Origin of the sequence: Paractinoplanes hotanensis (assembly GCF_023717965.1) — a bacterium.
Classification (GTDB): domain Bacteria; phylum Actinomycetota; class Actinomycetes; order Mycobacteriales; family Micromonosporaceae; genus Actinoplanes; species Actinoplanes polyasparticus.
In genome coordinates this window covers 14,388-34,979 of sequence record NZ_JAMQOL010000087.1, presented here as the reverse complement: position 1 = coordinate 34,979, position 20,592 = coordinate 14,388, and the positions used below count along the sequence as shown (strand labels likewise).

The following is a 20,592-nucleotide window of genomic DNA, read 5'->3' as shown; positions in this document are numbered from 1 at the left end:
TCGCGGCCGGCACCAAACGGTCCTAAACCCCGCCCGATAAAGATCCAACCAACGTGTTATTTCTCGGCGAGCCCTAAGGCTTGCGGGCCACGCCGGCCCAGTAATAGGCGGCCTCGGGATTGTCGACCGGCTCGTCGGGGCGCCAGTTCGACACCGGCACCAGCCCGGGCTCGAGCAGCTCCCAGTCGCCGAAGAAGCGCCGGACGTCGGCCTCGGGCCGTGCCACCAGGGTCATGCCGGCGGTGGTGGCCGCGGCCACCGCCGCGTTCACCTCGTCGGGGGCGAAATCGGCGGTGGGGTGCGTGATGGCCAGCAGGCTGCCCGGAGGCATCGCGTCCCGCAACGCGTCGACCTTGGACCAAGGGTCGTCCTCGTCGGCGATCAGCATCAGGATCGCGATCAGGGTGAGGCCGACGGGCCGGCCGAAGTCGAGCGTGTCGCGCAGGACCTTGTCGTTGAGGATCGACTCGGAGGCGCGCAGGTCGGCCGAGATGTATTCGCTGCGGCCCTGCTCGGTGCTGATCATGAGGGCCCGGGCGTGGACGAGCACGATCGGGTCGTTGTCCACATAGACCACGCGGGTCTCGGGCGCTATGCGCTGAGCGATCTCGTGCAGGTTGGGCCGGGTGGGGATGCCGGTGCCGACGTCGAGGAACTGGCGGATCTGTTCCTTCTCGACCAGGTCGCGGGCGACCCGGTGCACGAACTTGCGATTCTCGGCGGCCATGTAGCGCATGCCGGGGATCGCCTTGATCATGGCGTCGCCCACCGCCCGGTCGACCGCGAAGTTGTCCTTGCCGCCGAGCCAGTAGTCGTAGATGCGGGCCGAGTGCGGCACGTTGATGTTCACGCCGGGCGGCGCGACCTCGGCCGTCGGGAATTCCTCACCCACGTACGCCTCCTCGCCGACTGTCGCCAGTGCGGTAAAGAGTAGCGGTCGAAGTCGATCAGGATCACTTTCGATCTTGAAGACGAAGCCGCAGGTCAGGCCGCCGAGGCGCGGTCGCGATAGGAACGGCTGCTGTCCGGACCGGGCACTCCGCACACCACGCGGTCGCGGCCACCGTGCTTGGCGGCGTACAGATTGCGGTCGGCTGTGGACAGCAGGCCGGGCTGGGTTGCCTTCTCCGACTCGCTGACGCAGGCCACGCCGATGCTGATCGTGACGGGCAGCCCCTGGGTGATGCCATCCCACTCGTACGCGCCGACGGCCCGCCGGATGCTGTCGACCGCACGGCCGGCCCGCTGCGTCGGACAGCCCGGCAGCACCATCAGGAACTCCTCGCCACCCATCCGGGCGACGAAGCCGTCGGGCGACACGGCGGCCAGTTCGGTCTCCAGGATCTTGGCCACCTGGACGAGCACCTGGTCGCCCACGTCGTGCGAGAGCTGGTCGTTGATCCGCTTGAAGTGGTCGAGGTCGACCAGGGCGACGGTCAGGTCGGCGTCGGTGCCGATCAGGCGGGACAGCTGCTCGTCGATGAAGCGGCGGTTGCGCAGGCCGGTCAGCGGGTCGCGCCGGGCCTGCTCGCGGAAGCGTTCCGCCTCCTGCCGGGCCTCGGCCGTCTCGAAGAGCGCCTGCCTCGTACGGGCCTGGGCCTCCCGCTGACGAGAACGCAGGCCCATGTAGGCCGCGAAGAAGGACTTGTGAGCCTCGTACGCCTCGGCGAACTCGCCCCGGGCGGCGTGCAGCTCGGCCTGTTCCTGGTGCACCTGCACAAGGAAGTGGCCCAGCTCGCGGTCGGCGCAGAGCCGGCGGGACTCGTCGAGGCTGTGCTGGGCACGCTCGTACGCCTTGAGGCCGCGCTGGGCCCGGGCCAGGTTGAGCAGGTATTCGGGCATGGCGTCGGCGTCGTCGCGCCGGATCAGGCTGTACTTCTCGATGCACTGGAGCATGGTCTGCTCGGCCGCGGCGTAGTGGCCGTTGCCGAGCTCGATGGCGCCGATCGTGTCGAGCACGGTGGCGTCGAGTTCGAAGTTGTGGGTGGTGGCCAGCACGCGCAGCCGCTGCGCGACCAGCTCGGCCTGCGCGTAGTTGCCGACGGCGTGCTCGGAGTAGGCGTAGTTGTTGAGCACGTAGAGCTGCAGGAAGGGCCGGTCGAGCTCGGTCGTCAGCCGCTCGGCCTGGTCGAAGCGCTCGCGGGCCGCGTCCATCGAGCCGGCGAAGGCGAGCGCGTCGGCCAGCTTGGCGCGGTGCCAGATTTGCATGTGGCCGGTGGCGGTGTCGTCGAGCAGTTCGACGCTGAGGACGGCGTGCTCGAGGCTCTGGGCCGCGTCGCCGAGGTGACGGTGGATGGCCGACCAGATCAGGTGCGTACGCGCCGTCAGCTTGCGGGCGTCGTTGTCGACCGCCCACTGGTGGATGTGCCAGATGCGCTGCGCCGCCTCGGCGACGTCACCGGAGCGCATGCGCATGTTGGCCTGGCTGAGCTGGGCCCGGGCGACGAGCATGTCGTCGCCGAGCAGGTGAGCCAGGCACTCGTAGCGTTCGGCGCGCTCCAGCATGGGAACGGCATCCCAGTGGATGTCGTCCTCCAACTCGAGCAGGGCGGCGTCCAGCCACTCGGCGTCGAGCACGTCCCGGTCCGGATCCACGTGGCCAGCCCCCTTTCTCGCTTCTGGGCCACTGATCGTCAGCGCCGGTCCGGGGTTGAGGAAAACCACCATGATCAGCGCTCCGCTTCCGAAGGTTAGCTCTGCGTAAGACTGTCATTCCATGTTCACGAGCGTGAGCAATCTCGCCCCACCGGCAACAAACGCGGCGCCCGCAGGGAGCGGACGCCGCGTTTGGAGGTGTGTTGATCAGTTGCTGAGGGCGGGAACCTTCTCGGCGGCGGAGTCGACCGGAGCGGAAGCGGGCGCGTCGACCGTCGAGCGCAGCGGGGCCGGCCGCATCAGGGCCGCCGCGATGACGCCGACGACCGCGATGGCCGCGCTGATCAGGAAGATGTGCCCGGTCGCGTCGCCGTAGGCGGCCCGCACGATGTGCTGGATCGAGTCGGGCAGGGCGGCCAGGTTCAGCGTGCTGCCGCCGGTGCTGCCGGCCGGCACGCCGGCGTCGGCCAGGTCGGTCGTGATCTGGTCGCTGACCCGGCGGGCGAGTACCGCGCCGAGAACCGAGACGCCGATCGTGCCGCCCAGCGAGCGGAAGAACGCCACCGTCGAGCTGGCCGCGCCGATGTCCTTGAGCGAGACGGTGTTCTGCACCGAGAGCACCAGATTCTGCATCGACATGCCGACGCCCGCGCCGACCAGGGCCATCGCGACACCGACGTACCAGAGCGGGGTTTCGTGGTCGAGCATCGAGAGCCCTGCGAAACCGGCGACCAGCACGATCGTGCCGGCCAGGATGTACGGCTTGATCCGGCCGCTCTTGGTGATCATGCGGCCGGTGACCGTGGAGGACACCAGGATGCCGGCCATCATCGGGATGGTGAGCAGGCCGGCCTCGGTCGGGCTGTAGCCGCGGCCGATCTGGAAGTACTGGCCGAGGAAGACGGCCCCGCCGAACATCGCCATGCCGACCGCGAGGCTCGCGATGATGGCCAGGGCGGTGTTGCGCTGCTTGATGATGTCGAGCGGCACGACCGGCTCGGCGACCCGGGTCTCGACCCAGACGGCCAGGGCCAGGAGGACCACGCCGGCGCCGACGAACGCGCCGGTCTCCCACGAGAGCCAGGCGAACGAGCTGTCGACGAACGAGACCCAGACGAGCAGGGTGCTGACGCCGGCCGCGATGAGCCCGGCGCCCAGGTAGTCGATCTTTACGTCGGCCCGGCGGATGATCTCGAGGTTGAGCGTCTTCTGGAGCACGACCAGGGCGATCACCGCGATCGGGGCGCCGATGAAGAAGCACCAGCGCCAGCCCAGCGTGGAGTCGACGATCAGGCCGCCCAGCAGCGGGCCGCCGACCGTGGCCAGGGCCATGACGCCACCGAGGTAGCCGTTGTAGCGGCCGCGCTCACGGGGCGGGATCATCGCGGCGATCGCGACCTGGACCAGCGCCTGCACGCCGCCCATGCCGAGGCCCTGGAACGCCCGGGCGGCGATCAGCTGACCGGCGGTCTGCGAGAAGCCGGCCACGATCGAGCCGAGCACGAACACCACGATGGCGATCTGGACCAGCAACTTCTTGCTGTAGAGGTCGGCCAGCTTGCCCCAGATCGGGGTGGAGGCGGTCGCGGTGAGCAGGGTCGCGGTGACGACCCAGGTGTACTGCGTCTGGCTGCCGTCGAGAGCACCAATGATCTTGGGCAGCGCCGTGGAGACGATGGTCGAGCTGGCCATCGCGACGAAGAGCACCAGAAGAAGGCCGGAGAGCGCCTCCATGATCTGGCGGTGGGACATGGCGCCCGGCCGGGTGCCCGTGGTGGTCGAGGCGCTCATCGCGCAGCCTCCATCGTGGTGAAGCAGAAGTAGTTGCCAGATACAACTATCGAGCGACCTTGCCCATTGCGCAAGTTTGCACATCGAGAAGGGAATCACACGCCGGTACGCTCAAGTGATGACCACCGCTGCCGAGCCCGGACTCCGCGAGCGTAAGAAGGCAGCGACCCGGCAGTCCCTGCATGCGGCAGCGATGCGACTGGCGATCGAGCACGGGCCCGAGCGCGTCACGGTCGAGGCGATCGCCGATGAGGCCGGCGTCTCCCGGCGTACGTTCTCGAACTACTTCGGCAGCAAGGAAGAGGCGCTGCTCTACGGGGACTACCAGCGCATCCACCTGCTGATCGAAAAGGTGCGGGCGCGTCCGGCAGGGGAGCCGACATGGGCGGCACTCACCGCGGCGGCCGAGCAGTTCTACCTCGAGCTGGGTGACCTCGACCCGCAGTGGGTCGCGCAGAGCCGCCTCGTCCGCGCCCAGCCCAGCCTGGTGGCAGCGCAGGTGCAGACGTTCGCCGCGCTCGAACGTGAGCTCTCGGCCGAGATCGCCGCCCGCTCCGGGGCGGACGCGACGAGCGTACGGGTCAAGATGACCTCCGCCGCCTTCCTGGCTTCCCTGCGGGTGGCCCTGCACATCTGGCTCGACAATCCGCCCGGCACCAACCTGTGGGATCTGGTGTCGGAGGCGCTGGCCGAAGCGGGCCGGGGATTCGCCTGAAACGGCGCGACCCCGGGTGGGGGCCCAGGGTCGCGCCTGTTTTGGGGATGTGATCGAGTGTCGGCCGCCGCCCGTTAAACAATCCTTAAACAGCTTTAAAATCGCCGGATTTCACCGAGCGCCCAGGCGGCCGGATTTCACCGGGCGTCCAGGCCGTCCAGCACGAGCGCCAGCTGACGGCGCCACGCGCCGGGGTCGGCCGAACTGCGCAGCACCCCGGCATTGGCCCGCATGAGCAGGCTGATGTCCTGCCGGGTGAAGTCGGCGCGCAGCCGGCCCGCCGACTGTGCCCGGCGGATCACCTGGGTGGCACCGCGCTGCGCGGTCGCGAGCAGTTCGGCCAGCCGCGCGTCGTCGTCGAAACCGCTGGTCACCAACAGTTCCGACAGGCCGCGGTCGGTCGCCTGGATCTCGAACAGCCGGGTCAGGTAGGTCACGAAGGCGGCCCACGGGTCGGGCTCGGCCAGGGCGGTTTCGGCCAGGTCGACGTACCCGGTCATCTGCCCCGCGAAGACCTCGGCGATCAGATCACGGCGGGTCGGGAAGCGCCGGTAGAGCGTGGCGTTGCCGACCCCGGCCCGGCGGGCGATCTCGTCGAGCGAGGCGTCCAACCCGTGTTCGCCGAAGACCTCGCGTGCGGCGGCGAGGAGCGCGGTCCGGTTACGCTGCGCGTCGGCGCGCAGTCGATCTGCCATGGGTGACAGGGTACGACGGGACCGGGGATGCTTCCCCGGTTGGTGCTACGGTCGCTCCCGGAGGTGCGCCAATGCAGATCAACACCGAGCAGATCCCCACCGCGGACGGCACCGCGGACGCCTACTTCGTGCGGCCGGACGGCGACGGTCCGTTCCCCGGCGTCCTGCTCTTCATGGACGCCTTCGGGCTGCGACCGCGGATCGCCGAGATGGCCGGGCGGATCGCCGAGCGCGGCTACGCGGTGCTCGCGCCGAACATCCTCTACCGAGGCGGCCCCTCGCCGCTGGTCGAGCCCGAGGAGCTGACCGACGCCGAGAAGCGCGACGCCGCCTTCGGCCGGCTGATCCCGCTGATCCAGGGCCTGACGGCCGACCGCGTCGCCACCGACACCGGCCACTACCTCGACTTCTTCTTCGGTCAGGACGCTGTGGCCGACCGGCCGGTGCTGGTGGTCGGCTACTGCATGGGCGGCACGAACGCGCTGCGAGCCATCGAGGCGCACCCGGACCGGATCGCCGCGGTCGCCGCCTTCCACGCCGGCCGGCTCGTCACCGACCAGCCCGACAGCCCGCACCGGTCGGTCGGCGCCATCACCGGCGAGGCGTACTTCGGTCACGCCGACAACGACCCGTCAGCCACGCCCGACCAGATCCGGACGCTCGAGGCCGCGCTCGACGAGGCCGGCGTGAAGTACACATCGGAGGTCTACGCCGGAGCGCCGCACGGCTTCACGATGTCGGACACGGCGATGTTCGACCGCGAGGCCGAGCAGCGGCATTGGGTCAACCTGTTCGCGCTGCTCGACCGCACGTTCTCCTGATTGGCCTAGAGGCCGGCTCCTGATTGGCGTAGAGGCCGGCTCCTAATTGGCGTATAGGCCGGGGAAGAACTGGTCGGTCGCCGTCACGTCGTAGACCTGGCGCACCTCGGTGATCCGGCCGCCGGCGATGGTCAGGAACTCCACCATCCGGGCCGTGCCGAACGGCGCCTCGAGGTCGTAGACCAGAGCCGCGCCGTCGTCGGCCCGGCTCTGCCCCACCACGGTGACCGTGTCGGCGAAGACCGCGATCCGGTGCAGCACCTGCACCAGTTCCTCGTCGTCGACCGGTGCGTCCAGGTTCCACTCGATCTCGGCGTCCGGGGCCAGCATCTGCCGCACCGCGACCCGGTCGTCGCTGGTCCACGACTTCGTCCAGAAATCGGCGACGTCCATCGTGCTCTCCTTCATCGGGCGACCCCCGCGGTGGGCTTGGCCGGCATCGGGTCGGGGAACTGCCCGTGGCCGAGCAGCGCCGCGGTGGCCTGGGCGACGCGATAGGCGGCGAGACCGTCGCCGTACGGGTTTCCGCCGAGCGCCATTGCGTCCCGGCGCACCCGGTGCTCCAGCAGATCGGCGGCCTCGCTGCTGATCGCGGCCGGGTCGGGGTCGACCAGCCGCGCGCTGCCCGCGTGCAACGCCTCGGCGTGCCGCGCCGCGAAGCCGATCATCAGCACCGGGCAGTAGGCGGCCAGGGCCTCCTCGACCAGGTCCTCGTCGTCGGTGACCACGAGGTAGGCCTGAGCGAGCAGGGTGGCGAGCTCGAGCCCGGGCGCGAAGTCGGCGGCCCGGACGACCTCGAGGTCGGGGTAGCGGCCGCCGAGGTACCGCAGCGCCGGGCCGATCGCGTCGGCGCGCTCGGCGGGCATGCCCAGCACGATCGTGCGACGGCCGCGCGACGGTGCGGCCAGGGTCCGCGTCGCGAACAACTGCGCCGCGTCCTGGGCGGTGCCGCCGGTCAGCAGCGTGTCGCCGGCGATCACCCGCTCGTCCAGCAGGTTCATCGCGGCCAGCGGAGTGGCGGCCAGGTGCACGGTGGTGACCTGGGCCAGCAGGCGCCGCTGGGACTCGAGGACCGAGGCCGAGCCGAACTCGCCCGAGCGCCGGCCGGCGTCGATGGTGAGCACCGGGACGCGCCGCCAGAATGCCGCCAGCGCGGGAGCGAGCCCGTCCCGCACGATCACGGCGGCCGGCGTCCGGGCGGCCCACAGCTCGTCGAAGCGGCGCATCGTCGCGGTGTGACCGTCGCCGGACGGCAGCGTGATGCGGGGAGTGATGCCGAGGGCGGTGAGGACCTGGCCGACCGTGTCGGGGTCGGCGCCGGTGGCCACCGGGACGGCGGTGAGCCGGCCCTGCTCGCGCATGGCGAGCGCGACCGGGGCGAGCCGCAGGGCCTCGCCCACGGTGCCGGCGACCAGGTGGACTTCGGGCAGCGACATCGACATCTCCGAGGCGTACGCAGGTGGGCGGCGAAACCGGGGGAGGTTACGCGCCGTAGCGGGAACGCCTTGGACGCTATTTCAGTTACACAGCGTGATACAAGGGCCGGAGTCGTGATCTGGCTGAAAGGCCCAGCCCAGACAACTCAGGCGGGCTTTTCGGGCGCAAACCACCCACGGCTTCGGTGATGGTTTACATTACGCAGCGTCAGCTGCGGGGCTGATCGAGCAGTGAGGGATCGTCACGCAGCAGCGCGGCCAGGCGGCGTGCTGCTATCTCGGTCTCCTCCGGGCGTTCGACCTGGAGCGGGATCGGCTGGGGCAACGGCGTCGGCATGCCGCGCTGTTCAGGCACCTGTCCGCGGTCCGGCCCGCCACGCTCGGCGGCCGACGGCTCGGCCGGCGCCTGGTGCTGCTCGGGCTGGATGCGGCGGGTGGCGCCGCCGGACGTGTCGGAGGAGGGTGACTGCGGAGGCACGGGCGGCGGGGGCGTAGCGGCGAACGGATGCGGCGGATAGGCCGGCGGCGGTTCGCTGGAGGCCATACCCAGGTCACGCAGGCGGGCGCCGAGGTCGCGGGACGACTCGCCCGGGTCACGCTCGGGATAGCGGGAATCGTCCGCCGAGGGCGGTGCGTCGAACGAGCCGTAGCGGCGCTCGGCCGTGTCGGACTCGGCGTAGTAATCCGGCGCGGCGGGGGGTGCGTGGTCGAACGAGGCCGGGCCGAAACGATCCTGATCGTCCTGGCTCAGCCGGCGGGTGTCACCGCCCACCTGGTCAGCCGGCGGGGCCGAATACGGTGCGGCCGAATAGGGGCGTTCGTCGGCGTCGAGGTCGAAATCGGCGTGCCGCGGGCCGGTCGCTTCGGGGGCCAGGACCGCCGCGTTCTCGGCGTTGACCTGCACCTGGCCTTCGGCGAGATAGAAGTGCAGCAGGAGCGGATCGCCGGCGCCCTCGACACCCACGCTCACACCCAGCTCGGGATGACGCCCGACCACCGCCGCGATCGCCTCGACCAGCTCGGTCACGGCCGCGGGCGTGCCGGGAGACTCCCCCGTCGCTCGTCGGCGCAGCTCGTCACGGCGCGCGAGCTTCTCGAGAGCGTCATCCAATCCGCCTCGCACGTGATCGTCCTTCCGTAGCGGGTCTCGCCGATTACCACTCTGCCCGCTCCGAGGCCGATTTGGGAACCTCGATCTCAGCGACCCACCGCACACCCGCCGTCAGGACTATGACGATTTCTGGCGGATCGCCTTGTCCAGCGCCTGATCGAGCACGACGAGCAACGCGTCGCGGACCGACCCGCGGAAACGCGCGTCGAACGACAGCACCGGCACATCCTCGCGGATGGCCAGCGCCCAGCGCACTTCGTCCAGGCTGTAGCTCATTTGCCCATTGAAGGTGTTGACGCCGACCACGAACGGAAGCCCGGCGCGCTCGAAGTAGTCCACCGCGGGATAACAGTCGTCGATCCGGTTGGTATCGACCACGACCAGCGCGCCCAGGGCGCCCTTGACCAGGTCGTCCCACATGAAGGCGAAGCGCGACTGCCCCGGCGTGCCGAAGATGTAGAGCTTCAGCGTCTGGTCGATCGTGAGCACGCCGAAGTCCATCGCGATGGTCGTCGTCGTCTTCATGGAGGCCTGGCCGGGGTTGTCGATGCCCACGGAGGCCGACGTCATCTCGGCCTCCGTGGTCAGCGGCGAGATCTCCGAGATGGCGCCCACAGTGGTGGTCTTGCCGACGCCGAAGCCGCCCGCAACGATGATCTTGACCGGAACCGGCGCCTTCTTCGGATGGCCACCGTTGCCCACGGCGGCGGTGCCGACGACGCGGTCAGGTGATTGCTCGTAGTCCACGGATCACTCGCATGATGGTTTCGGGGTCGGGGGTCTCGTTGTCCAGCACGTGGACGTCCAGTTGGCCGGCGGCGCGCAGGTCGCCGACGAGGATGCGTGTGACGCCGAGATGCAGGCGCAGCCGGGCGGAGATCTCCGCCACGGAGACGGGTTCGAAACAGAGGCCGACGATCGCTCGCATCTCGGGGGAGAGACGGACGGGGCCGGCGCCGGGGGTGACGGTCACCTGGGTTTCCATCCCGATGTCGGGATCGGCGCCGTTGGTGCGCCCGGACGTGATGACGAACGGGCGCAGAGCAGAGGACTGCTCGGCGACCGGTGGTTGCTCGTCCGCCGGGGCGGGACGGTAGCCACCGGCCGCGAGCGGGCCGGACTGCAGGAACGGGCGGACACTCGGCCGAGCCGGGTGTGCCGGGTCGTCGGGGTCCGGGTAGGTCATTGCTGAACGGCGTTCTTCAACTCGGCGATGAGGCGCGGGCTGAGGGCGCCACCGGCGCGGGTGGCGAACAGCGTCATCTCGTACGCCAGGGTGCCGAGATTGGCCGACCGGTCCGCGATCACACCGAGCACCGAGCCGGCGCTGATCGCGGTGACAAGCAGGTATCCGTCCGCCATGTCGATGATGACGCGGTTCAGAGAGCCCAGTCGATACCAGCTCGCGGCCCCGCCGGCCAGGCTCGTCAGACCCGAGACCACCGCGGCCAGACGCTCCGCGTTGGGCCTGTCCTTGATCGCCGACATCGCCATGAGCAGACCGTCGGACGACACCGCGATGGCCTCGATCACGCCGGCCGTGCCAGAGGTGAAGGAGTCCAGCAGCCAGTTGAAGGTCTTGGCCTCGGCGCTCAGTTGTGACTGGGCGTAATCGCGGCCGTTACCGGTGTCGGTGCTGTAGGGGGAAGTCATCGCGGTTGTCCCTCGGGTTGTGGCTTCGTTTCGTTCAGAGCGAGTGCGACGCCGTACTCGAACTGTTCCATCAGGGCTCGGGCGGCGTCCGGGTCCAGGGGAAGACTCGGCGATGCCGGCGGCGGGTAGTTCGGCTCGTCACGCGGCAGGGTGGCGCCCGGCACCCGGCGAGCCAGGGGAGCGTGGCCGGCGGAGGGCGGTGAGGACATGTGCGTCTCGGCGACGTCCCACTGCGCGCGGCTGACCCCGGCCTCGAAATCGTCGAACGCGGCCCTCGCGGCGACCGCGTCGTCCTGCGACGGTGCGCGGGCGGGAAGCGCCCGGCCGCCCTCTTCCGGCAGTTGGCTGCCGGGGATCCGGCGGCGCAGCGGGCCGGTGTTGCCCTGACTCGGCAGAGCCGGCGTCTCGGCCGGCCGCTGCTCGGGGCTCGACGGCTGCTGGTACGCCTGAGGCGCGTACCGGTAGTCCTCCTCGCCCGAACGCTGGTGCGGGATGGCCGGCATGGCCGGCGGCGGCTCGACGGCCGGCTGTGACCAGGCGACCGGCGCCGGGGTTCCCACGACCGGCTGCGACCAGGTGGTCTGCGGCGGCGTCGAGGGCTGCTGGTGCCAGGCGCTCGGCCCGGCGGCCGGCAGTTCCGGCATCGCGGCCGGCACCCGCCCGGCGACCGGGGCGTTGAGGTCGTAATCGGGCGTGACGACCGGCTGCTGGAACGCCACCGGCTGGCCGGGGGTGTAGACCGGCTCCGCGTCGTAGATCGGCTGCCCGGCGTACGGGTCGACGTGCGGCCCGGCGACCTGGGCGGTGGCCTTGATCGGCGCGAACGCGTTCCACGACTGTCCGGTCTCGAGCGTCTGAGTCGCCCGGTGCAGCACGTTGGCGTCGAACGGTTGCTGGCTGCCGGGGACCCCGGCGCGGGCCGCAGAACCGGCGATGACCTGCGCGAACTCCGACGTGTGATAGCTCGCCTGAGCCGGGGCGGCCATCGACGGGAACGGCGGCACGTCCGGCGCCATCGTGCTGACCAGGCGCGCGATCAGGTGTGACGGGTTCAGGTCGACCCAGGCGGTGATGCCGCCGCCGGGCGTCTCGGTCAGCGTGACCTCGATGCCGTGCCGGCGGGCGAGCCGGCCGACCACGAACAGGCCGAGCACCTCACTGGGGGCGAGGTCGAGACGCTCACGACGGGTGAGCCGCGCGTTCTCCTCGGCGAGGCGCTCGGGCGGCATGCCCAGGCCCTGGTCGACGATCGCCAGCCGCGCGCCGCCCCGCAGCTCGTTCGCGGTGATCACGACGCGGGTGTGCGGGGGCGAGAACGCGGTCGCGTTCTCCATCAGCTCGGCCAGCAGCAGGGTCAGGTCGGCCAGGACGGCCGGCACGACCACGATCTCTTCCGGGACGTCGACGTCGACGCGGGTGTAGTCCTCGATCTCACCGAGGGCGAGACGCACGACGTCCTGCAGCGGGAGCGGGGCCATGTGCTCGTTGGCGCCGGTGGCGCCGGAGAGAACGACGAGGCTGGACGCGTTTCGGCGCAGACGGCTCGACATGTGGTCGAGGCGGTACAGCTCGGCCAGACGGTCGCTGTCGGTCTCCCGGCGCTCCAGGTTGTCGATCAGCGCCAGCTGGCGGCCGACCAGGTTCTGCGTACGCCGGCCGACGTGCGCGAACATCTGGGCGGTGTTGCGCCGGCCGAGCACCTGCCGCTCCACCAGCCGTACGGCGGTGGTCTGCACCCGGTCGAACGCGCGGGCCAGGTCGCCGATCTCGTCCTGGGCCTCGACGTCGACCGGGTCGAGGCGGATCGGGCGGACCGACTCGGCGTCGTCGTCGGCCACCCGCTCGAGCTCGGCCTCGGCGGCGCGGGCGATCCGATCGGCCGAGACGGTGAGGCGGCGCAGCGGCCGGGCCACCGCGCGCGCCATGAACAGGCTCAGCCCGACCACGATGAGCAGCAGCAGGAACGAGCCGCCACCGATGAGGAAGGCGTCGCGGATGGCGGTGTCGCGGTTCTTGGTCACGATCGCGTTCACGTCCGCCGCCACGCGCTTCTCGACGAAGCCGCCGAGGACGAGCACGGACTGCAGCGACGGGAACAGCGTCTGGATCTGCAGCGAGGCGATAGCCGTGGCCGGGTCGGTCGCGGCCAGCGCGAGGAACTGGGTGCCCACGCGGGACTGGAACGCGTCCTGCGCACCGAGGTACAGCTTGTACTGGCTGTCGGTGAAGAACGACTCGGCATTCAGGATGATCTGCTGGAGCTGGATCAGCGACTGCGAGAACAGGCCGATGAAGCCGGGGTTCTTGCTGACCACCGCGGCGGTCAGGTAACCGGACGCCTGGCTGATCAGGTCGTCACTGCGCAGCGCCTGCTCGAGGGCGAAGAGCTGCCGTCCGACACCGGTCTTGAGGTCCGCGTTCGACGACAGCGCGAGCCCGTTGATGATCGGCGTGATCCGGTTGGTGAACTCGAGAACCAGTTCGTTCGGCAGGATCGCCCGGTTGAGCACGTTCTGCCGGGCGTTGTCGAGGCGGGAGGCGTTGCGCAGCGCCCGGGAGAGTTCCCGGGACACGGCGTCGCCGCCGTCGTCCACGGCGTCCACCGCGTCGCGCGCGGCGGCGCTCTGCACCACCAGGTCGGACTGGCCGACGAGCCCGAAAAGGAAGCCGACCGAGAGCAGGCGCTCTTCCTGGAGCTCCTGCACGGCGGTGCCGACACGGGTGGCCAGCGCCACGGTGTCGGACGTGTTCTGCGCGTCGGTGGCGGCCTGGACGCGGTTGATGATGATCGGCACGCTCAGCGCCACGACGCCGAGCAGCGGCACGAGCACCAGCAGGGCGAGCTTGCCCAGGATGCGGAACTTACCGAACAGCACCGGACCGCTCCCCCCGCCGTGTCGGGTCGAGGTCGCCGTAGCCCGGCGCCTGGTTGTACGGGGCTCCGTACGGAGAGCCGGGACCAGGGCCGGCGCCGGGCCGGTTGAGCGCGACGTCCCGGGTGGACTCGCCGACACCGGCCGGGCGGTCCGGCGTGGCTTCGGCCTCGCGGCGCCGGGTGAACGCCGGCCAGATGACCGCGCCCAGCACCAGCAGCAGCGCGAGCGCGCCCATGATGACCGCCTCGGTACGCCGGTAGTCGAGCGAGCCGAGCCGGTCGTCGAGCAGGCGCTCCATCTCCTTGAGCGTGATGCCGGCGAGGTTGCTGAGCGCGGTCTGCAGGGTGGTTTGCGCTGTCGACATGGTGGCGGCGTTCGGCGTGCCGGCCGGGTTGGCGCCCCGGTTCATCGCCTCGACGCCGCGGCGGAACGAGTCGAGCGAGCTGACCAGGCTGCCGCTGAGCGTGTCGCTCTCGGTGTTGTCGACCGCGGCCTGCAGGTTCTCGGTGAGCTGCTTGACCGTGTCCTGCACAGTGAGCACCTCGTGGGCGAACTGCGCCTGCACCTGGGGCCGGCTGGCGGCCGGCAGGCCCTGCAGAAGGTTCGCGTAGTCGCCCATCCGGTTCACCCGGGTAACAGTGGTCGGCATGTCGATCGCCACGGCTTGCTGGAGGTTCGAGATGTCGCCGTCGGGGTCGCGGTTGAGCTCCGCGTTGCGCCGGACGGCGGCGTAGAGCGCCAGCGTCAGATCGCTCGCCTCGACGTGGGCGTTGAGGATGTTCACCGCCCCGGTGACCTTCGGCAGCTTGCTGATCTTGTCTTTGAGGTCGGCCCAGCGTGGCTTGGTGCTCAGGTCGTCACCGAGCTTCGCGTCCGCGGCCGAGACCCGGGTGACCGCCGCGGCCAGGGACTCCGGCGGCTCGCTGACGCCCTGGATGCCCGTCGACTGGGACTCGGCGAGGGCGCTCACGAGCGGAGTCAGGGCGGAGAGATACTCAACGCCCTTCATCTCGAGCTCGGTGCTGTTCCGCTTGTCGGAAGTATCTGTCCAGACTCGACCGAACAGCACCGCTGTCGGCACGAGAACCAGGACCGTCAAAATCACCGCGAGCGCGGAGCCTAAACGGGTTCGCCGGCTGTTCATTGCTTTCGTCCTCCGCCATGCACACGCCATGAGCCGTAATTTTGGCTACGTTCCGTAGCCGTCAGGCGCACGATCCGGGCCAATCTATCCGAGAAAACCTCAAGAAACCCCTTTCCAAGGGCCCGAACTCTCTCGGCTGATCGGGGGATACAGGGTGCCGTTGTCGTCGTTGTAACGAGCGTTAAGTTCCGTTGCCCGGGTCGGAAGCCCCAGCCCAGACCGGTTCCGGAAGACGGGTTGGTTATCGCGGCGATGGTAACGGCAGAGTGGCCGGACGAAAAGCCACAAGATCCATAATCGTTGACCGATAAGACTCGTATCGATTAAGCGAAAAGTAGTCGCGTCATAACTCTCAGCAATGACATGGCTGAAAGTGCTGGACTGATCACTGCTCAGCGAAGTGGCTTCGGCCCCACTGGGGCTTTCCCGCGGCTTTTCCCCGGCGCGAACCGGGGAAAAGCCCGAAACGGGTCAGATGCGGGCGAGTGCTTTGCGAAGGGGATCGAGGCCGAGCGCGCCGAGGTTCAGGGCGTCGCGGTGGAACGTTTTCAAATCGAAATCCGCGCCCTTGCGCTGGCGGGTCTCCTCGCGGGCCTGGAGCCAGATCCGCTCGCCGACCTTGTAGGACGGCGCCTGGCCCGGCCACCCGAGGTAACGCTTCCACTCGAAGCGCAGCGTCTTCTCCTCCATGCGGGTGTGCGCCCGCAGGAAGTCCCAGCCCAGCTCCGGCGTCCAGCGCTCGCCCGGGTGGAAGCCGAACGGGTTGTCGCGCGGGATCTCCAGCTCGAGGTGCATGCCGATGTCGACGATCACCCGGGTCGCCCGCAGGGCCTGGCCGTCGAGCATGCCCAGCCGGTCGCCCGGATCGGCGAGGTAGCCCAGCTCGTCCATCAGGCGCTCGGCGTACAGGGCCCAGCCCTCGCCGTGCCCGGAGCACCAGCACAGCAGGCGCTGCCAGCGGTTGAGCAGGTCGGCCCGCAGCAGCGTCTGGCTGATCTGCAGGTGATGGCCGGGCACACCCTCGTGATAGACCGTCGTGACCTCACGCCAGGTGGAGAACTCGGTGACGCCCTCCGGCACCGCCCACCACATGCGACCGGGACGGCTGAAGTCCTCGCTCGGGCCGGTGTAGTAGATGCTGCCGTCGCTGGTCGGCGTGAGGCGGCACTCGATGGTGCGGGCCGGCGGCTCGATGTCGAAATGGGTGCCGTTGAGCTCGGTGATCGCCTTGTCGGCCAGCTGCTGCATCCAGTCGCGGAAGGCTTCCTTGCCCGGGATGTTGCGGGCCGGGTCGGCGTCGAGAACCGCCACCGCCTCGTCGATCGAGGCACCCGAGCCGGCGATCTGAGCCGAGGTGGCCCGCATCTCGTCCTCGAGCCGGTGCAGCTCGGCGAAGCCCCACTCGTACGTCTCCTGCAGGTCGACCTTCGCACCGAGGAAGTACTGCGAGGCCAGCTCGTAGCGCTCCAGCCCGGCCGCCTCCTTCTCGCGCCCGCGCGGCGACAGGTCGCGCCGCAGGAACTCGGCGAAGTCAGCCGTGGCCGCGGTGGCCGCCTCCGCGCCCCGGATCAGCTCGGCGGCGAGCGCCCCGCCGGCCTCGAGCCGTCCCGCCAGCCCCCGGTAGAAGTCGTCGCGGTCGGGGTCGGTCCAGGCGTCGCACTGCTCGGCGACCGCCAGCAACTGCGCGCGGGCGCTGACGCGGCCGGCGTCGGCTTCCTCGAGGAGGGTGCGCTTGTACTGCTCGAGGGCCTGCGGCAGGTCGTTCAGCCGGGCCGAGATGTTGGCGACAGCCTGTTCGCCCTCGGTCGGCATCACGTCGAAGACGCCCCGCAGCGAGTGCAGCCCGCTGGTGATGACGCTCACCCCGCTCCGCGCGAAGCCGGCTTCGTCGGTGGACAGCTCGAGGCCGAGCCGCTCCATCATCGCGTCCTTGGCGACCGCCTCGGACTCGTGCTCCGGGTCGATCACGTCGAGTTCGTTGAGGGTGCGCCGGGTCAGTTCGGTCTGAGCGGCGAAGCCGTCGGGCGAGAAGTCGTCGGTCGAGGCGTCGTGTCCGGCGATACCCGCGTACGAGGCGCCGATCGGGCTGAGTTCCGCCCACTCGTTGACATAGCGGTCGGCGAGGTCATCAATTCGTCCCACCGCCCGACCCTACGGCCTTTCACGCGTGTCCGGCGGCCCACTCCAGCAGGTGCTCCATCGACCACGTGTTGACCACCCGTTCCGGTGGCACACCGCAGAGCGCGGCCCGCTCACAGCCGTACCGGAGCCAATCGAGCTGCCCGGGCGCGTGCGCGTCGGTGTCGATGCTGAACAGGCAGCCCGCCTCGACCGCGACGGTCAGCATCCGCTTCGGCGGGTCCAGCCGGTCGGGCCGCGAGTTGATCTCGATGGCCTTGCCGTGCTCGACGCAGGCGGCGATCACCTTGTCGAGGTCGAACGTGCTGGGCGGACGGGTGTGACCTTTGCGGTGGCCGCGGTCGCCCGCTCCCTCGGCCGCCACCTTGCGGCCGGTCATGTGGCCCAGGATGTCGAGGTGCGGATTGGCCAGCGCGTTGACCATCCGCCTGGTCATCCGGGGCGACTCGTCGCGCAGCTTGCTGTGCACCGAGCCGACCACCACGTCGAGCCGGGCCAGCAGCGCGTCCTCCTGGTCGAGCGAGCCGTCGTCGAGGATGTCGACCTCGATCCCGGTCAGGATGCGGAAGCCCTCGGGCAGGGCGTCGTTGAGCTTGGCCACGTAGTCGAGCTGGCGGCGCAAGCGGGCCGGGGGCAGGCCGCGAGCCACCGTCAGCCGGGGCGAGTGGTCGGTCAGCACGAGGTATTCGTGGCCCAGCTCGACCGCGGCCAGCGCCATCTCCTCGATCGGGGAGCCGCCGTCCGACCAGTCCGAATGGGCGTGGCAGTCGCCGCGCAGAGCCTCCCGCAGGCGGCGGGCCGCGCCCTGCAGGTCGGTGCCCTCGGTGCTCTCGAGCCGGCGCAGATAGACCGGCTCCTCGCCCTCGAGCGACTCGGCGATGCAGCGGACAGTGACGTCGCCGACGCCGGACAGCTCGCCCAGCGTCCCGGCGGCGGCCCGCTCGGCCAGCTCGGTTACGGGCATGCCGCCGATCGTCTTCGCGGCCGCGCGGAACGAGCGCACCCGATAGGTCGACTCGTTCGCGCGCTCCAGCAGAAAGGCGATGCGCCGCAGGTCGGCCACCGGATCACGAGACGCCATGCCGATCAGCTTAGAGACCGCCCGCGGATACCATCGCCCGCATGCGGACGATCGACTGGGTGGACGGCGCGATCGAGATCATCGATCAGACGATGCTGCCGGGCGAGCTGAGGATCCTGCGGCTGCACACCGTGGGTGAGCTGGTGGCGGCGGTGCAGTCGCTGGCCGTACGGGGTGCTCCGGCACTCGGGGTGGCCGGGGCCTTCGGGGTGGCGCTGGCCGCCCGGGTGCACGCCGACGATCCGCAGGCACTGGCCCTCGCCGTACGCAGGGTCGAGACGGCCCGGCCGACAGCGGTCAACCTCGCCCGCGGCGCCCAGCGGGCCGCTTCCCAGTTGAACCGGGGGCCTCAGGCTGTGCTCGAGGAGGCCTGCCGCGTACGCGATGAGGAGATCGCCGCCTCGGCCGCGATGGCCACACGCGGCGCCGACCTGCTGACCCAGCTCTGCGGCGCCCGCGCGCGTCTGCTCACCCACTGCAACACCGGCGGGCTGGCCGCGGTCACCGTCGGCACCGCCCTCGGCGTCGTCCACGAACTGCACCAGCGGGGCCGGCTGGCCGGCGTGATCGCCAGTGAGACCCGGCCGCTGCTGCAGGGCGCGCGGCTCACCTCGTGGGAGCTGACCCAGTGGGGCATCGAGCACCGGGTGGCGGTCGACTCGGCGGGGCCCTTCCTGATGGCGCGGGGCGAGGTCGACGCGGTGATCCTGGGCGCCGACCGGATCTGCGCCAACGGCGACGTGATCAACAAGATCGGCACGTACGCGCACGCCCTGGGCGCCCGCCGGGCCGGCATTCCGTTCGTCGTGGTGGCGCCCGAGTCGACGATCGACCTCGACACCCCGCACGGCGGGGCGGTGCCGATCGAGGACCGGGGCGCCGCCGAGATCACCCCCTGGGCCGACGCCGTCAACCCGGCCTTCGACGTGACACCGCACGACCTGGTGACGGCGATCGTGACCGACCGCCGGGTGATCACCGGGTCGCCGGCCGCCACGGCTTGAGCCAGTCCGTCTCGGGCCAGCCCTCGGCCGCGGCCATCAGCGGATATGCCGTGGCCCCGTCCACCGACTCGCGGACGATGTCGGCGTGCCCGGTGTGCCGTGCCGTCTCCTGCACCAGGTGCAGCAGGATCCACCTCAGCGTCCAGTGCGTCATGTCCTTGCTGTTCCACGGGACCGAGTGGTCGACCTCGATCAGGTGCTCGAGGTCGTTCAGTTCGGTGACCGTCTTCTCGGTCTGCTCGGCCACGCGGTCGTAGCGGGTCAGGACGTCATCGATGGTCTCGCCCTCGGCCAGGCGGAAGTTGTCCGCGTACTGCTGGTAGTCGAGGACCTGCGGCTCGCCGCGCACCTGGCCCATCCAGCCGGCCTCGGTCGAGGCGCAGTGCTTGATCAGGCCGCCGACGCTGAGCTCGCTTGCCGACGGGCCGGCGCGCAACTGCTCGTCGGTGAGGCCGTACGCGGTCAGCTTCAGCACGTATCGCATCTGGGCGAGGTAGGCGAGAAGGCCCTGCTGTTCGTTCTCGATGGCGCCGACCTGACCGGGCATTGCGGGCTCCTTGGATTCGCGGTTTTCCTGCGAAACCCACGTTAGGGGCGATTGCGGCCAGTTTCCGGCCGCATTGCGGAGACCTTTTCTCCGGTAACGGCGGTCACCCAGCCCCCCGATCGGCCCAGATCCAGCAGTACGGACGTGTCAGCGACCAGCTCGACCGGAGCGCCCGGGGCCGGGGGCCAGGCGAGGCGCAGCTCCACGGCCGGGCGCAGCGCCGGGATCAGGGCGGCCACCGGGTCGGGCGCGTCGAGCAGAGCACGCAGATCGTGCAGCTCAGCCAGCAGGTGGTCCAGTTCCTGGCGGACCGCGGCGGCGTTGCCCCCGCACATGGCGGCGATCAGCTCGGCCCGGGTGGCGGCCACCCGGGTGCCGTCCCGGAACGAGCCGGCGGCCAGCGTGGCGGCCGGCGGGTTGTCGCGCAGCCGGCCGGCCAGCGCGGCCGCGAACAGGTGCGGGACGTGGCTGACCTGGGCGACCACGCGGTCGTGCTCGGCAGCGGTCAACGGGACCACCCGGGCGCCGAGCCGGGTCAAAAGGGCGGCCAGGGTCAGCCAGCCGGGCAGGGAGGTCTCGCCGGGCTCGAGGCACAGGACCCAGGCGCAGCCCTCGAACAGGCCGGGATCGGCTGCCGGGAAGCCGGAGGTCTCCTTGCCGGCCATGGGGTGGCCGCCTACGAAGTGGGGTGGGGCGAGATCGCGTACGGGGCCCTTGACCGAGGTGACGTCGGTGACCAGGCCGGGGTAGCCGGCCAGCTCGCCGACCACCGCGGGGAGGGCGGGCAGGGGGACTGCGAGGATCGTGAGGTCGGTGCCGGCGATGGTGGCGGGGATCGAGCCGGCTACCCGGAAGCCGGCCGCGGTGGCCTGGTCGCGGGTGGCGGGGTCGGCGTCGTAGCCGGTCACGCGGTGGCCGTGGGCGGCCAGGGCGTGGAGCAACGAACCGCCGATGAGGCCCAGGCCGACGACTGCGATATCCACA

Annotated in this window: 19 protein-coding genes; 3 read left to right on the top strand and 16 right to left on the bottom strand. The window is 70.4% G+C overall.

The window, feature by feature from the left end:
* Positions 1–73 precede the first annotated feature (73 nt).
* The 3 genes from LXN57_RS46110 to LXN57_RS46100 all read right to left on the bottom strand — a co-directional run bounded on the left by LXN57_RS46110 (position 74) and on the right by LXN57_RS46100 (position 4,386).
* A complete protein-coding gene (locus tag LXN57_RS46110; RefSeq protein ID WP_285904760.1) occupies positions 74–892 on the bottom strand; it encodes an SAM-dependent methyltransferase in 819 nt (272 codons plus the stop codon).
* A gap of 92 nt (positions 893–984) precedes the next feature.
* Positions 985–2,595: a tetratricopeptide repeat-containing diguanylate cyclase gene (locus LXN57_RS46105; protein ID WP_251804662.1), complete on the bottom strand. Its 1,611-nt coding sequence runs from the start codon at positions 2,593–2,595 to the stop codon at positions 985–987.
* Positions 2,596–2,802: 207 nt separating this feature from the next.
* Positions 2,803–4,386, bottom strand: coding sequence for an MDR family MFS transporter (locus tag LXN57_RS46100; protein WP_251804661.1), 1,584 nt, complete (start codon positions 4,384–4,386; stop codon positions 2,803–2,805).
* A 118-nt stretch (positions 4,387–4,504) separates the two neighbouring features.
* Between LXN57_RS46100 and LXN57_RS46095 the strand changes: the two genes are divergently transcribed.
* On the top strand, positions 4,505–5,101 hold the full coding sequence (locus LXN57_RS46095) for a TetR/AcrR family transcriptional regulator (RefSeq protein ID WP_251804660.1): 597 nt from the start codon (positions 4,505–4,507) through the stop codon (positions 5,099–5,101).
* 137 nt (positions 5,102–5,238) lie between these two features.
* Here the strand turns inward: LXN57_RS46095 and LXN57_RS46090 are convergent, their stop codons facing one another.
* Complete coding sequence (locus LXN57_RS46090; RefSeq protein WP_251804659.1) at positions 5,239–5,796, bottom strand: TetR/AcrR family transcriptional regulator; 558 nt, start codon at positions 5,794–5,796, stop codon at positions 5,239–5,241.
* Between the two features lie 71 nt (positions 5,797–5,867).
* Here LXN57_RS46090 and LXN57_RS46085 point away from each other — a divergent pair, with 71 nt between their 5' ends.
* Positions 5,868–6,617, top strand: a complete 750-nt coding sequence (locus LXN57_RS46085) for a dienelactone hydrolase family protein (RefSeq protein WP_251804658.1) — start codon at positions 5,868–5,870, stop codon at positions 6,615–6,617.
* A gap of 42 nt (positions 6,618–6,659) precedes the next feature.
* Here LXN57_RS46085 and LXN57_RS46080 read toward each other — a convergent pair whose 3' ends face one another.
* The 10 genes from LXN57_RS46080 to LXN57_RS46035 all read right to left on the bottom strand — a co-directional run bounded on the left by LXN57_RS46080 (position 6,660) and on the right by LXN57_RS46035 (position 18,057).
* A complete protein-coding gene (locus LXN57_RS46080) occupies positions 6,660–7,010 on the bottom strand; it encodes a hypothetical protein (protein ID WP_251804657.1) in 351 nt (116 codons plus the stop codon).
* An 11-nt stretch (positions 7,011–7,021) separates the two neighbouring features.
* Complete coding sequence (locus tag LXN57_RS46075) at positions 7,022–8,053, bottom strand: UDP-N-acetylglucosamine 2-epimerase (protein ID WP_251804656.1); 1,032 nt, start codon at positions 8,051–8,053, stop codon at positions 7,022–7,024.
* A 208-nt stretch (positions 8,054–8,261) separates the two neighbouring features.
* On the bottom strand, positions 8,262–9,176 hold the full coding sequence (locus LXN57_RS46070; protein ID WP_251804655.1) for a hypothetical protein: 915 nt from the start codon (positions 9,174–9,176) through the stop codon (positions 8,262–8,264).
* Positions 9,177–9,281: 105 nt separating this feature from the next.
* A complete protein-coding gene (locus LXN57_RS46065; protein WP_251804654.1) occupies positions 9,282–9,911 on the bottom strand; it encodes a GTP-binding protein in 630 nt (209 codons plus the stop codon).
* On the bottom strand, positions 9,889–10,350 hold the full coding sequence (locus LXN57_RS46060; RefSeq protein ID WP_251804653.1) for a DUF742 domain-containing protein: 462 nt from the start codon (positions 10,348–10,350) through the stop codon (positions 9,889–9,891). Before LXN57_RS46060 ends, LXN57_RS46065 begins: the two co-directional genes overlap by 23 nt.
* Positions 10,347–10,817: a roadblock/LC7 domain-containing protein gene (locus tag LXN57_RS46055; RefSeq protein WP_127498838.1), complete on the bottom strand. Its 471-nt coding sequence runs from the start codon at positions 10,815–10,817 to the stop codon at positions 10,347–10,349. The genes LXN57_RS46060 and LXN57_RS46055 overlap by 4 nt, the downstream gene beginning before the upstream one ends.
* Positions 10,814–13,693, bottom strand: a complete 2,880-nt coding sequence (locus LXN57_RS46050; RefSeq protein ID WP_251804652.1) for a sensor histidine kinase — start codon at positions 13,691–13,693, stop codon at positions 10,814–10,816. The genes LXN57_RS46055 and LXN57_RS46050 overlap by 4 nt, the downstream gene beginning before the upstream one ends.
* Complete coding sequence (locus LXN57_RS46045; protein WP_251804651.1) at positions 13,680–14,702, bottom strand: hypothetical protein; 1,023 nt, start codon at positions 14,700–14,702, stop codon at positions 13,680–13,682. Before LXN57_RS46045 ends, LXN57_RS46050 begins: the two co-directional genes overlap by 14 nt.
* 606 nt (positions 14,703–15,308) lie before the next feature.
* Positions 15,309–16,979, bottom strand: coding sequence for a DUF885 domain-containing protein (locus tag LXN57_RS46040; protein ID WP_251804650.1), 1,671 nt, complete (start codon positions 16,977–16,979; stop codon positions 15,309–15,311).
* A gap of 19 nt (positions 16,980–16,998) precedes the next feature.
* Positions 16,999–18,057: a PHP domain-containing protein gene (locus tag LXN57_RS46035; protein WP_251804649.1), complete on the bottom strand. Its 1,059-nt coding sequence runs from the start codon at positions 18,055–18,057 to the stop codon at positions 16,999–17,001.
* Between the two features lie 41 nt (positions 18,058–18,098).
* Between LXN57_RS46035 and mtnA the strand changes: the two genes are divergently transcribed.
* Positions 18,099–19,061 carry an S-methyl-5-thioribose-1-phosphate isomerase gene (mtnA, locus tag LXN57_RS46030; protein WP_251804648.1) on the top strand — a complete coding sequence of 321 codons (963 nt, stop codon included), beginning with the start codon at positions 18,099–18,101 and terminating at the stop codon, positions 19,059–19,061.
* Here mtnA and LXN57_RS46025 read toward each other — a convergent pair.
* On the bottom strand, positions 19,033–19,608 hold the full coding sequence (locus LXN57_RS46025; RefSeq protein WP_251804647.1) for a DinB family protein: 576 nt from the start codon (positions 19,606–19,608) through the stop codon (positions 19,033–19,035). The two genes, mtnA and LXN57_RS46025, sit on opposite strands and share 29 nt — an antisense overlap.
* Positions 19,609–19,649: 41 nt before the next feature.
* Positions 19,650–20,591: a prephenate dehydrogenase gene (locus tag LXN57_RS46020; RefSeq protein WP_251804646.1), complete on the bottom strand. Its 942-nt coding sequence runs from the start codon at positions 20,589–20,591 to the stop codon at positions 19,650–19,652.
* Position 20,592: the final 1 nt, after the last annotated feature.

Bases quoted from the DNA above. Each gene is read 5' to 3' on its own strand.
- LXN57_RS46100 (WP_251804661.1), bottom strand. From the start codon at position 4,386: ATGAGCGCCTCGACCACCACGGGCACCCGGCCGGGCGCCATGTCCCAC.
- LXN57_RS46095 (WP_251804660.1), top strand. From the start codon at position 4,505: ATGACCACCGCTGCCGAGCCCGGACTCCGCGAGCGTAAGAAGGCAGCG.
- LXN57_RS46090 (WP_251804659.1), bottom strand. From the start codon at position 5,796: ATGGCAGATCGACTGCGCGCCGACGCGCAGCGTAACCGGACCGCGCTC.
- LXN57_RS46085 (WP_251804658.1), top strand. From the start codon at position 5,868: ATGCAGATCAACACCGAGCAGATCCCCACCGCGGACGGCACCGCGGAC.
- LXN57_RS46080 (WP_251804657.1), bottom strand. From the start codon at position 7,010: ATGGACGTCGCCGATTTCTGGACGAAGTCGTGGACCAGCGACGACCGG.
- LXN57_RS46075 (WP_251804656.1), bottom strand. From the start codon at position 8,053: ATGTCGCTGCCCGAAGTCCACCTGGTCGCCGGCACCGTGGGCGAGGCC.
- LXN57_RS46060 (WP_251804653.1), bottom strand. From the start codon at position 10,350: ATGACCTACCCGGACCCCGACGACCCGGCACACCCGGCTCGGCCGAGT.
- LXN57_RS46055 (WP_127498838.1), bottom strand. From the start codon at position 10,817: ATGACTTCCCCCTACAGCACCGACACCGGTAACGGCCGCGATTACGCC.
- LXN57_RS46045 (WP_251804651.1), bottom strand. From the start codon at position 14,702: ATGAAGGGCGTTGAGTATCTCTCCGCCCTGACTCCGCTCGTGAGCGCC.
- LXN57_RS46035 (WP_251804649.1), bottom strand. From the start codon at position 18,057: ATGGCGTCTCGTGATCCGGTGGCCGACCTGCGGCGCATCGCCTTTCTG.
- mtnA (WP_251804648.1), top strand. From the start codon at position 18,099: ATGCGGACGATCGACTGGGTGGACGGCGCGATCGAGATCATCGATCAG.
- LXN57_RS46025 (WP_251804647.1), bottom strand. From the start codon at position 19,608: ATGCCCGGTCAGGTCGGCGCCATCGAGAACGAACAGCAGGGCCTTCTC.